Annotated in this window: 9 protein-coding genes; 6 read left to right on the forward strand and 3 right to left on the reverse strand. The window is 46.0% G+C overall.

The window, feature by feature from the left end:
• Positions 1-200 precede the first annotated feature (200 nt).
• Positions 201-932 (forward strand): HAD family hydrolase, encoded by a 732-nt coding sequence (locus NSQ68_RS06855; protein WP_342428380.1) that lies wholly within the window; start codon positions 201-203, stop codon positions 930-932.
• Between the two features lie 137 nt (positions 933-1,069).
• Complete coding sequence (locus tag NSQ68_RS06860) at positions 1,070-1,750, forward strand: serine/threonine protein kinase (protein ID WP_029516407.1); 681 nt, start codon at positions 1,070-1,072, stop codon at positions 1,748-1,750.
• Positions 1,751-1,834: 84 nt separating this feature from the next.
• Here NSQ68_RS06860 and NSQ68_RS06865 read toward each other — a convergent pair whose 3' ends face one another.
• Together NSQ68_RS06865 and speD are read right to left on the reverse strand one after the other, a co-directional pair.
• The gene (locus NSQ68_RS06865) at positions 1,835-3,253 is read right to left on the reverse strand and encodes an NAD-dependent malic enzyme (protein WP_342428381.1); all 1,419 of its coding nucleotides are present in this window, start codon (positions 3,251-3,253) and stop codon (positions 1,835-1,837) included.
• Positions 3,254-3,526: 273 nt separating this feature from the next.
• Positions 3,527-4,333: an adenosylmethionine decarboxylase gene (gene speD / locus NSQ68_RS06870; RefSeq protein WP_029516409.1), complete on the reverse strand. Its 807-nt coding sequence runs from the start codon at positions 4,331-4,333 to the stop codon at positions 3,527-3,529.
• A 688-nt stretch (positions 4,334-5,021) separates the two neighbouring features.
• On the opposite strand from speD, the gene NSQ68_RS06875 reads away from it, so the two are divergent.
• Entirely contained in the window at positions 5,022-5,870 is an 849-nt protein-coding gene (locus NSQ68_RS06875; protein ID WP_342428382.1) for a hypothetical protein, read from the forward strand.
• Between the two features lie 85 nt (positions 5,871-5,955).
• Here NSQ68_RS06875 and NSQ68_RS06880 read toward each other — a convergent pair whose 3' ends face one another.
• Complete coding sequence (locus NSQ68_RS06880; protein WP_342428383.1) at positions 5,956-6,969, reverse strand: RluA family pseudouridine synthase; 1,014 nt, start codon at positions 6,967-6,969, stop codon at positions 5,956-5,958.
• A 223-nt stretch (positions 6,970-7,192) separates the two neighbouring features.
• On the opposite strand from NSQ68_RS06880, the gene recQ reads away from it, so the two are divergent.
• The 3 genes from recQ to NSQ68_RS06895 all read left to right on the forward strand — a co-directional run bounded on the left by recQ (position 7,193) and on the right by NSQ68_RS06895 (position 12,505).
• The gene (gene recQ, locus NSQ68_RS06885; RefSeq protein WP_307348753.1) at positions 7,193-9,091 is read left to right on the forward strand and encodes a DNA helicase RecQ; all 1,899 of its coding nucleotides are present in this window, start codon (positions 7,193-7,195) and stop codon (positions 9,089-9,091) included.
• A gap of 54 nt (positions 9,092-9,145) precedes the next feature.
• On the forward strand, positions 9,146-11,014 hold the full coding sequence (locus tag NSQ68_RS06890) for a B12-binding domain-containing radical SAM protein (RefSeq protein WP_342428384.1): 1,869 nt from the start codon (positions 9,146-9,148) through the stop codon (positions 11,012-11,014).
• A 177-nt stretch (positions 11,015-11,191) separates the two neighbouring features.
• On the forward strand, positions 11,192-12,505 hold the full coding sequence (locus NSQ68_RS06895) for an alkaline phosphatase (RefSeq protein ID WP_342428385.1): 1,314 nt from the start codon (positions 11,192-11,194) through the stop codon (positions 12,503-12,505).
• Positions 12,506-12,894 lie beyond the last annotated feature (389 nt).

Consider the following 12,894-nt stretch of genomic DNA (forward strand, 5'->3'; position numbering starts at 1 on the left):
AGATACCTATGTTAGCTCGGTAGAGAAGTAAAGTGAGTTTGCGAAAATGCGGTCTTTTCAGTGTATGTTAGCAACCGTGAAGTGTGATTGCAGGATGCGCAGTGTGAAGGACAGGGTGCAACGAAACAGGCCAACGGGTATAATATCAGGACAAGGTGAAAAGGAGCGTCATCGAAGATTTAACTGAAAGAAGTGGGCATATGAACTTGCAAAAAAAGGCTGTTTTTTTTGATGTAGATGATACGATGTACGATCATTTGCACCCTACACGCGATGCATTGCGTACAGTGTTAGGATTGAGTGAGCATTTTCCTTATGAGAAAGCCTACCATCGTATTCGTTATTACAGCGATGTACTATCGGCTAAAGGAGGACTACTGGAGGGGAAGGCAGGGACGCATGAACTAGATGAGATGAGGGAAGGCCGTTTCATTCTGGCTTTACAAGAATTCGGGGTAGAAATTACCCGTGAGCAGGCAGTACATGTTCAACAAGAATATTTGGATCGTCAGTACCGAATTGAGCCTTTTGAGGGGGCGACCTCCTTAATAAATGATTTGAGCTCGGCTGGCTTTTTAGTTGGATTAATTACCAACGGTCTTGAAGAACACCAGATGAGCAAGATCAAGGCTATGGCGTTGGAAAATCATGTTGCAGCAGAGCATATCTTTGTATCTGGAACCGTTGGCTATGCCAAGCCTGATCCGCGCATTTTTGAAATAGTGAACGAACGGACAGGAACGTTAGCAGAGCACTGCTGTTACATTGGGGATTCCTGGCGCAATGACGTGGCGGGAGCTATAGCAGCGAATTGGCAGGTGATCTGGTTCAATCACAGGAACGCTCCCCCGGAAACTGACGTGCTAGGGATCTATAAAACAGCAGCAAGCTATGCAGAGTTAAGAAGGTTGCTTCTGCCGGACGCTCGTTAGACACGGCACATACCGTTTTTTCTAAAAGAATCAACCTATTTTGAAGCCATTCCCAAAGCTAACCCGTAATACTATTTATCTGTTATAGATCTAATTTCATTGGTAATGGTTTAGAACAGAAAAGGAGGGGATCGCGCATGGTAGAACAATGGAGGCAGGCAGAAGACATCATAAGTCAAGTAACCGTATACAGTACAGAGGATAATGATCCGGTTACCATTAAAACAGCCACTCAAGACGTCCGCTGTATTGGCATCGGGACAGATGCGGCCGTATTTACGCTTGATACGTTGCCAGGCTACGCATTCAAGGTGTACTCAGACATGGCGATCGACAAGAAAGATGCAGAGGCCGACGTATATGAGCGTTTGCGAGGGTCTGACTTTTTTCCTCATTATTACGGAAAAGGCGACAAGTATATTGTCATAAGTTATGAATCCGGTATTACGCTGCTGGATTGTTTGCTGCAAGGAATTCCTGTGCCAGAGCAGGTCATTCTGGATGTGGAAAAGGCGAGGGAATTTGTCCGATCCAAGGGGCTGAATCCCCGTGATATTCACCTCAAGAATGTACTCATGCAAGACGGACGTGCCAAGGTATTGGACGTCTCTGAATACGTGAAGGAAGGCGATGATAAGCGCTGGGAGCATTTGGTGTGGGCGTATCATACGTTTTATTCCGGTATCTCGGAGGTTAAAGTTCCCTCATGGATTTTGGATACGATTAAAAAATGGTACTACAAGCTGGACAACTCCAACTTTAATCTGGAGGAATTTGCCCAGCGTGCCAGTCAATTGTTCTCTAAATGGAGGTCATAACCGCTGTGGAGATAACGGATATGCAGCCTGATCTTTCCATAGCAAAAAGGATTGCACCCGCATTAGGGGAGCAATCCTTTTCTTTTATCTGAAATCCCGAGGCACTCTTCTGGCTGTACCGCTCGCAATCGCGGCTTGAATTACCTTTTCACGCACCCGTTGAACCGCACTCTCGTTAAATACACCAGGGATTATATACAGCTTGTTTAGTTCTTCAGGACGGATCGTGCCTGCGATGGCCTCTGCGGCCGCCAGCTTCATCTCTTCGTTGATTTCACGGGCACGGCAGTCGAGCGCCGCTCGAAAGATGCCAGGGAAACAAAGCACATTGTTAATTTGGTTAGGATAGTCCGAACGTCCGGTGGCGATGACACCCGCAATGTCCTCGACGTCCTCTGGCGCAATTTCGGGAACCGGGTTAGCCATAGTGAACAGTACCGGGGCTTCTTTCATACGTTTCACGTCTTCTCGTTGCAGTAGCCCGCCTGCCGCTAGTCCGATAAACACGTCAGCGTCCTTCAGAACCTCGGACAGCGTGCCAGACAGCCGTTCAGGGTTGGTATGCTGCGCATACCAGTTCCACATCTGATGCTCGTATGTTTCATCCGCTGTAAGCGCTCCGTGACGATCTACGCCAATGATATTGACTGCTCCTGCAGATAGCAAAATTTTCGTACAGGCCACACCCGCAGCCCCGATACCACAGACGACAATTTTGACGTCAGACAGGGCCTTGCCGACAACCTTGAGCGCATTGATCAGCCCTGCGTACAAAACGACAGCTGTGCCGTGCTGATCGTCATGAAAAACAGGTATGTCCAGCTCGTTACGTAACCGCTGTTCAATCTCAAAGCATCGTGGCGATGAAATATCCTCCAGATTAATACCGCCAAAGGCTGGGGCCAATTGCTTAATGGCCTTAATGATTTCTTCAGTGTCCTGCGTATCCAGACAGATGGGAAAGGCATCGACGGACCCGAGCTGCTTGAACAGCATGGCTTTGCCTTCCATAACCGGCATGGCTGCATAGGGACCGATGTTGCCTAACCCGAGGACAGCGCTTCCGTCAGAAACGACAGCGACCGTGTTGCGCTTGATCGTCAAACGGAAAGCTTTGTCCGGCTCCTCGTGAATCGCCATGCATACGCGCGCTACATCGGGGGTATATACCCGGGATAAGTCATCGCGGTTTTGAATTGGGACCTTGGGCTGCATTTCAATTTTGCCCCCGAGGTGTAATAGGAAGGTACGATCAGAGATGGATAATACCTTAACACCTTGTGCTTTTTTAATCCGGGCAATCATTTGATCGATTTCTGCTGGATCAGCAATGGTGACTGTAATATCTCTCACAGTGACCTTCTCAGAGGTGCGGATGACGTCAATGGCAATTACATCCCCGCCATGTTCGTTTACCAACGTAATCAATTGACCAAATTGGGTGTGCTCGGTGGAAATTTCCAGTCGTAAAATGATATTTTTACCGCCAATACTGCCTTGCATACAAATTCCTCCTTTGTTTTCCATAACAAAATCATACGTAGGATCAATTGATTGCGCTTACAATATGAAGCGGATGTAAAATCTATGCTGATATTTTAAATTAGTGGTTTCTTCCCCTATCATAGTGAACAATCACTCGCTTGTACAGATCAAGTTGAGTAATATCTTTTATTTTGTATCAAAAAAAGGACGAAAGCCTGGCTGTATTTCAGTCCAAGCGATCCTCCTTTTTTTCAATGAAATGATTCATTTTATTTTCACGCATTCGATCTGTTACGTCATATTTTTACCGTAGTAAATTTCATCCATTTCGATTTTGAGACGTGTTGATATATTTTGTTGCTCTTTTTCAGTCAGACTTTCCTTGGTGTAGCCGAACAGGTAATTGTCTAAATCGAATTGTTTTAGCTTACATTTGGTATGGAAAATATTTTCCTGATACACATTCACGTCTATCATGTCATACTGACTGCGCACTTCATCTGGAATATAGTTTTGAATGGAGCCGATATCATGGTCGATGAAAAGTTTATGTCCATTCATATCACGTGTGAAGCCGCGTACCCGGTAATCAATTGTCATAATGTCGGTGTCGAAAGAATGAGTCAAATAGTGGAGTGCCTTGAGCGGGGAGATTTCCCCACAGGTAGAGACATCAATATCTGCTCGAAATGTACTGATCCCCTCGTCTGGATGATATTCCGGGTAGGTGTGAACCGTAATGTGGCTTTTATCCAGCTGTATCACGACAGATTCAGGCAGGGGACCTGGTGACTCGGCATAAGATTCAGTCGGAACTTCCACAATGGGTCCCTCTGATATAAGTACTGTCACGCTGGCTCCTTGAGGAACATAATCCTGCTGGGCTACGTTGAGCACATGGGCGCCGATAATGTCAGATACATTTTTTAAAATAGCTGTTAGCCGATCTGAGTTGTATTGTTCATCAATATATTCAATATACGCCTCGCGTTCTTCTTTGGTTTTAGTGTAACAAATATCGTACATATTAAAGCTCAATGATTTGGTCAGGTTGTTAAATCCGTGCAGGGTAATCCGCTGTTCCGGTGTTATGGTCATAGGCTATTTCCCCTTATAGTCGCAGTATTCGTACATAATATTCCCAACACGCCTTTTCATATACCGATTCATAAAATCAGTTCGTTCTGTAGCTGTTAGATTAAAGGCTTGAACAAGTATGTCTTACCCGTTTGGCATAATTAAAAACAGGCAGGGAGGGTCTTTGTTTTTACATGTATGGAAATTTTAATGTATATATACTTTATTTCTTACTCAGCAATTTTTAAGTAACAGGACTTATAATATGAACTATGTATACGAAGAAGGAACTGAACTGACAGAGAACTCGTAGTAGAACTTAAGAACCGGGTTAGTAATTCAGTAATTTAATGTGTGTCACCTTCACAATGCCGAAAGCTTAACCGAATATGAATATAGACCCGGAAAAATAGTGATTTTGTATATTGCATAAATCGAGAAAAGCAACTTCAGCTAATAATATGCGTATAATAAAATAAACGTAAGAAGCTGAGAATTATGAAGTTAAAATGAATTTGTTAGCGAAATTTAATTTACAAACCGATCCCATGTTACTGTCAGGATTTTGCACAATTCGATTCCAGTCGCTCCGAAGTGCAAGATATAGACGAACTAAACCATTTCGTTCTATACCTTGTTCATTGGAAGTCGCTTATTGGATTTTTGTAAAATCCTTTACTGTAAGAAAAACGGTGGAAGGAGTATCAAGATGCTGGCTTTGTCCGATCCGGCCTGGACTCTGCTCCAAGGCCCTTATGGTTCTTCTCAATACGTCCCGGAAATGTTGAAGCAGCTCCAAGCCGGATATGATGGCGAAATGGCTGACACCTTGTATTGGGAGGAGCTGTATCACCAAAATACGTTGTATACTTGTACATTTGCTGCTGTACCTTACCTTGTCGACATTGCGTTAAAAAGTTCTGATATAGGGATTCGTGCAGATATATATAACATTTGCGGAATATTCGAAGCGAAGAATAACAATCCCTTACATACCAAAGTTCCTTTGGAATTTACAAGGGATCAGGTGAAAGTGGATTCTAGTCTGGCTGAATATATTTACGCGCAATATCGGTGTGCCATTGTCCGACTTGCAGAATTGACTGAAGAAATGGTGCTCTATGCGAAAGAACACGAAGGAGATGTCGGTAAACGCTATGTTCTGGCTGCGGGTGCCGCTTTTCAGGGTTATCGCTGCGTAGCTTATATGCTGCAAAGCTTCGATACTGGTGACGAATATACGCTGGATTGTCCGCATTGCGGTACCCCGCTCTATATTTGGCCTGATGAACAGAATGACACCCTGGTTGTCTATGATAAGGATCCTGTAAATTCAGATAATCTGGTTCCCCAACCGATCCGCCCCCGTTCATTGGACCATAAAGGTGCTAATATACAGTGGTTACACGAATATGCCCAAAAAATTGAAGAGAACAAGCTGCTTGCCCAATTACCCTATTTAAACGGTTGGGTAGATTGTCCAGTGTGTAATACGCCCATATATATATGGGATGAGTTGATGAAAATGGCTGATGGTGTTCGGAGGTATACCGCTTAATCAATCAAAAAAGGGTGCTGTCTTCTACAGCCCCCTCATTTCCTCTTTTATTTTTCTATCTAATCTCCGTATGCTTTGCTCAATTCTACTCCCGGAACGGATTCAAAAAGGTTTTAGGAATGTCGGATTCAAAACGCAGCAATACCCCGGTGACGGGATGAATAAAAGACAACACCCTCGCATGTAGGCCAAGGCGCCCAATCGACTTGGACTTGGAACCGTATTTTTTATCTCCAACAATGGGATGACCGATATCCTCCATATGTACGCGGATTTGATTTTTACGTCCGGTTTCCAAACGTACTTCGAGCAAAGAAAAATGCCGATTGGCTTGAAGTAGCTTGTAATGAGTGACTGCGTGCTGTCCGTCATTCGGATAAGGACTGGAATACATTTTTAGCGTCTTGCTTTCTTTCAGCCATGAGGTGATTGTTCCCTCAGCTTTTTTAACCTGTCCTTCTACAAGAGCAATGTATGTTCGTTCATACACAACTTCCTTCCACGCTTTTTGCATTTCCTGCTGTATGGCTTCGCTTTTCGCAAACATCATCACTCCTGATGTATCACGATCCAAACGATGCAGTACAAAAATACGATTGTACGGATGTTCGCGCCTCACATGGGCCGTAAGCTGGCGATATGCTGTTACTTCCTGCTCCTGCGCTGAAGCGACGGAAAGCAACCCGGCATCCTTATGGATAACGATAATGGATTCATCCTCATGCAAAATACGTAGCCCAGTCAGTGGTACGACGGGAGTTACTTTTTCCTTGGAAAGAGCGACAGTCTGACCTTGCTCCAGTGGAAAATTATGCACGGTATGCGGAATGCCGTTGACGGACACCTGCCCACGAGCCAGTGCTGATTTAATGGAGTTGCGACCCATGCCAGTCACATGCTCTACTAAAAAGCTCAATAGCTCGGCAGGCTCCTGAACGATGTATGTTTTGGCAGGGGCTTTATCAAATGCATTCGTTCTCCGTGGAGCTTCCGGTTTATGAGAGCCAGATCTTCCGGCAGGTTTATGACTGCGTTTGGAATGGCTTGCGTTCGACGTAGATTTTGTATGATTTTTCCGTTGGGGTTTCCGATTGTTCATGGGTTCTTTCTCCTTCTTGGAACCGTGTCTCTTCATAGTTATGGACAAATTTGCGGCACCGTGTTCACTATATCATGAGAAAACAGCGAACGCCATAAGGGACTAAACCAGATTGGCAGTCTTCTAGCGGTTGAACATTACCCTGAACCCCGGTAAACTAAAGGTAACGAAAGAAAAGCCGATATGCGTCAAGGACGCTAGAAATATGAGGAGTTTTGAAACTATGAGTGTACAAGCACCAACATTGGAACGGGCGCAGGACTTGCTGCAAAAATTTTATGGCTATCCCGATTTCCGGGAGGGACAAAAGAAAATTGTGGCCAGTATGCTGGAGGGCAACGATACGTTGGGCATCATGCCGACAGGGGGCGGAAAATCGATATGCTACCAGATCCCCGCGTTGTTGCATGAGGGGCTGACCATTGTCGTGTCACCGCTCATCTCACTGATGAAGGACCAGGTGGATGCGCTGACCACGATGGGGATTGCTGCTGCCTACATCAATAGTACGTTGAGTGGTCGTGAAGTGAATGACCGCATACGAGCCGCACGGAATGGTGACTTGAAGTTACTGTATGTCGCACCGGAACGACTGGAACTGGACTGGTTCCGCGATGAAATGGCTCAGTTGCCGATTTCCTGCGTTGCGGTAGATGAGGCTCACTGCGTATCCCAGTGGGGCCATGATTTCCGTACCAGCTATCTGGCTGTGGCTCCATTCGTGGACGGGCTGTATGAACGCCCAATCGTAGCTGCGTTTACGGCAACGGCGACACCGCAGGTCATGGATGACATCGTGCGCTTGCTTCGTCTGCGCTCACCGGAGACGTTCGTTACAGGCCTTGGACGGCCCAATTTGGCGTTCAGTGTGCTGCGCGGGGAAGACAAACGCAGCTTTTTACTGAATTACGCCCGTGAGCATGAGGGTGAATCCGGCATTATTTATGCGGCGACACGTAAGGACGTGGACGATTTGTACCAACGGCTGCGTGACGCAGGCATGGCCGCTGGACGCTATCATGCCGGGATGACAGATCAGGAACGTGCAGATAGCCAGGAAGGGTTTCTGTACGACGATATCCGTGTCATTGTAGCAACTAATGCCTTCGGCATGGGGATAGATAAATCGAACGTACGCTATGTCATTCACTACAACATGCCTAAAAATATGGAGGCTTACGTACAAGAGGCGGGACGCGCAGGACGTGATGGCGACCCGAGTCAGTGTATTCTGCTGTTCGGACCGCAAGATATTGTGACGCAGAAGTTCCTGATTGAGCAAAATCCACAGGATGAAGACCGCAAGCGCAACGACTACCGCAAGCTCCAGCAGATGGTTGATTATTGCTACACGACTCGTTGCCTACGTACGGCACAGCTTGAGTATTTCGGAGAAGCGGAGGAGCATGAAGCTTGCGGCATATGCAGTTCATGTACAGATGAGCGGGAACTGGTTGATATGACCATAGATGCGCAAAAGATTTTTTCGTGCATTCATCGCATGCGGGAACGTTATGGAATCTCGATGGTCGCCTCGGTGTTGAAAGGCTCGCGTAACAAAAAAGTGCTGCAGTATGGTTTTGACAGTCTGCCAACCTATGGCGTGATGGGCAACCGGACGGAAAAAGAAATTGCCGAAATTATCAATGTTCTTGTTTCGGAAGGCTATCTGATGTTGTCCGAGGGACAATATCCGGTCGTACGTTTGCAGCAGCTTGCGGCTGAAGTGCTGAAAGGCCAGCGAGAAGTCATGCAGCGTGTGGTGCGACATGCCACGGCTTTTGCAGGTGGAGCAGGTTCACGCGGAAGACAGGGACGCGATGCATACCCGGCTGCAGTCAACGAAACCGTGTTCGAGCAATTGCGCCTGATCCGCCGCGATCTGGCCGCTCAGGAGCATGTACCGTCTTATATCATTTTCAATGATGCGACGCTGCGTGAGATGAGCGTAGCGAGCCCGCAATCCGAGGCAGACATGTTGCGGATCAAGGGTGTCGGAGAAGTGAAGTTCCGCAAGTACGGCAAGCCGTTTCTTGATTTTTTTCAAAATCAAGGGAATATCGGAGGAACTATAAGCGAGGACGAGATTTATACAGACGATGTGTACGAGGATTTTGAATAGCCATACTAAGATAAGGATATAAAAGTTCATGCAAACTATAGAAGGTTGTGACCTATGAAAGTCATTTTATCAACGTTAAATGCAAAATATATTCATACCTCGCTGGCAATTCGATGCCTCAAAGCCTACAGTGAAAAGGACTTTGATATCGAGCTGGCGGAGTACACAATTAAGGACCCGGTGATGAACATCGTATCCGATTTGTTTCAACGGGGAGCAGATGTCATCGGCTTTTCCTGTTATATTTGGAACATTGAAGAGACGATTAAAGTCATCGATGTGTTGAAAAAGATTATGCCCGAGGTCAAAATTGTTCTGGGTGGTCCGGAAGTATCCTACGATACGGATCACTGGATGAAGCGCTTGGCGAATGTGGATTTTATCGTGGTCGGTGAAGGAGAGGAAACATTCCATCAACTGCTGCAGGAGCTGGAAGGGGATCGCAAGTTCCATTTTGTGTATGGACTGGCTTACCGTAAGGGAGAAGAGGTCATTCAGATGCCCGGTCGCCCGAAAGCGGACTTGAACAAGTTGCCGTCGCCCTATCGTTTTGCAGAGGATATACCGGAACTCGGGAAACGGGTTGTTTATTTCGAAACGAGCCGGGGCTGTCCGTTCAGCTGCCAGTTTTGTCTGTCCAGCATTGAGGTTGGGGTGCGTTATTACGATATTGAGCGCACAAAGTCAGATATTTTATATCTGATCGACAATGGAGCCAACCTAATCAGGTTCGTGGATCGGACATTTAATATTAAACGCGATTATGCACTGGAAATGTTCAAATTTTTGATTGAAAATCACCGTGGCTGTGTCTTCCAGTTTGAGATTACGGCAGATATTATGCGTCCTGAGGTGTTGGATTATTTGGCGGAAAATGCGCCACCGGGCGTATTTCGTTTTGAAATCGGCGTTCAATCAACGAATGATCCCACCAATGAGTTGGTTAAGCGTCGCCAGAACTTTGCCAAACTTTCCCGCACTGTTACCAAGGTCAAACAAAGCGGTAAAATCGATCAGCATTTGGATTTGATCGCCGGATTGCCTTTGGAGGACTACAACACATTCCGTAAAACGTTTAATGACGTTTTTGCACTCGGCCCGGAAGAGCTTCAACTTGGCTTCCTCAAAATGCTGCGTGGCACTGGACTGCGTATCGACGCAGATAAGTACAACTACACGTATATGGACGTGGCGCCTTATGAAATGCTGAGCAATGACGTCCTTTCTTTTGCCGATATCGTTCGACTCAAGCGCTTGGAAGATGTATTGGAAAAATACTGGAACTCTCATCGTATGGATCATACAGTCAACTATCTGATTGAGCGTGAATTCTCGTCCGCCTTTGATTTCTTTCAGGAATTCGGAGACTACTGGGAAGGACAGGGCTGGCAAAAAATCGGACATCAGCTCGAAGACTTGTTCACGCGTCTCCAGTCCTTTCTGGAATCGCGTGCAACAAAGCGAATGGATATGGTGCTTGGACTGATGAAGCTTGATTATTTCCTTTACCATAAATATAAGCCGCGTAAAATCTGGTGGGAGCATACCTTGGAGAAGGACGATTGGTCCAGCTATATGAAAATGATTCTCCAGCACCCGGATGCGCTGTTGTCACCTGCGGTTGCAGATTTTGTGGCAGATACGAGCAAGGAGAGTACAGGTGGGACGGATGTAGGCAACCAACAGCCGCAACCATACCGCGAGATTATTCCCGCCTTTGCTTCATTGAAGCTGAGTGAAAAGGAACTGCAAAAGCACGCTGTGCTGGATGTACTGCCGTTCAGTCTGGATCATATCCTGAGTGGGGGAAGCCCATTGACTGCTGAAGGCCGCACGCTGCTGCTTGTAGTCTATCAGCAAAATGGACAGCAAAAACCGCTCTACTACACCATGCCGATTGGCAAAAATATCGCTGCGATTTAATATAAGAGGGCATCGACTTTGATATACCAGAGTCGGTGCCTTCTTTTGTCTTATAAAAAAACAGGTGAGCACTTCAAATTTTACATTCGTGTAATCTATTGCTTTACGATGCTTTACAAAGCAGATATATGATTACTTTATCATATATGAATATTAAAATTATTGGAGTGTGACCTTGTGAAAAAGCGTTTGATGAAAAAGAGTATCCTTGCTTTAGGTGCCATTACCGTTTTGAGTGCGCCATTGTTATCTGCTAATATCCCTGACGCTTTTGCAGCCTCATCTAATACCAAGTCTACTACGGCACAGGTATCCAAAGGACTGAAAACTTCGTCAGCGAAAGTCGATGCCCCTAAGAATGTCATTCTCTTTATCGGCGATGGTATGGGAGAAGCAAGTCGCAATGCGATTCGCTTGGCGACGGTAGGGAAATCGGGATTACTTGAAATGGACAACATGCCTGTAACCGGCCTGGTTAGCACAAGTTCAGGGGATAACCTGGTTACGGATTCTGCCGCCGCTGCGACTGCTATTGCAACAGGTGTGAAAACGTATAACGGCGCGATTGGAATGGATTTGAATAAAAAACCAGTGACTACGATTATGGAGCTGGCCAAAAAAGCAGGCATGTCTACAGGCGTCGTGACGACAAGCCAAGTGACAGACGCAACGGGGGCCGCCTTTGGTGCGCATGTCGAAAAACGCTCCGCTCAAAGCGAGATTGCCAAACAGTATCTGGAGAAAAGCAAGCTGGATGTTATTCTGGGCGGTGGTGAGGATTTCTGGTACCCTGCCGGAACAGTAGGCAAACATGCAGATGCTCCGGCAGAAGATCCTGAGGAAGCGAGTAAGGGAACTCAAGGAAATTTGGTAGAACAAGCGAAGAAGCTGGGTTATAGCTATGTGACGGATCAAACGGAAATGAAAGCAGCTAAAGGTTCTAAGTTGTTAGGGCTGTTCGCCAATGAAGAGATGTTTCAAGCTCATAACAAGCTGGGTAACTCTTACAACCCAACGGTTTCTCTACCGGATATGACAGCCAAAGCGATTGATGTTCTTTCCAAAAACCAAAAAGGTTTTTTCCTGATGGTAGAAGAAGAAGGAACGGATGAGATGGCGCATGACAATGAAGGTGAGTTAACGATTAAGGCTGGGCAACAGCTTGATAAGGCCGTTAAAGTAGCTAAAGAGTATGCCAAAGCACATCCAGATACATTAGTGTTGGTGACGGCAGATCATGAAACGGGCGGTTTGGCGATTGAAGGCGAAGATGCGGAGGATGAATCCGGTGAAGGCGTCTCCAAAGAGGATGGCCCTTTTACTGTAAAAGGCTCTAATGAAAAGTTTTATATCGACTGGACCACGGGAGGACATACATCTGTTGATGTGGCGTTAACCGCGATGGGCCCCGGCTCTTCTCAGTTTAGCGGGAATTACCCGAATACTGCCATTCATGACAAGCTGGTTAAGTTGCTTCAATTAAAGAAATAGCTCGGGGTGTAAGCCGCCACTTTAAAGGTTTTCCATATTGGCAATATGGTTTTTCCTGTGATAAACTAAAGCTAATAAGTATATACTGAAAAAGAGTAAGGATGCAGCCAACATCCTCACTCTTTTACAACAGCCGCTTATAAGGGCGGTGGCTGTAGGGTTGGATTAGTAAAATAGACCGCTAACCTTTTCCGGAGGGCGGTCTATTTCTTTTTGTTGAAGGAAATGATCAAGATCACTAACGTTGCAAATTGAATCATCAACATCAGCGTATCTTTAACCTCCACAGGCATCACCTCCTTTGCAGGAGACTAGCCGACCGCCCATCTAAGCCATTCTGTTGTTAGTTTATAGTATATCATATGGATAGTATTGCTAAAAAGGACAAA

The sequence above is a fragment of the Paenibacillus sp. FSL L8-0158 genome, assembly GCF_038592965.1.
Lineage (GTDB): Bacteria > Bacillota > Bacilli > Paenibacillales > Paenibacillaceae > Paenibacillus > Paenibacillus polymyxa_D.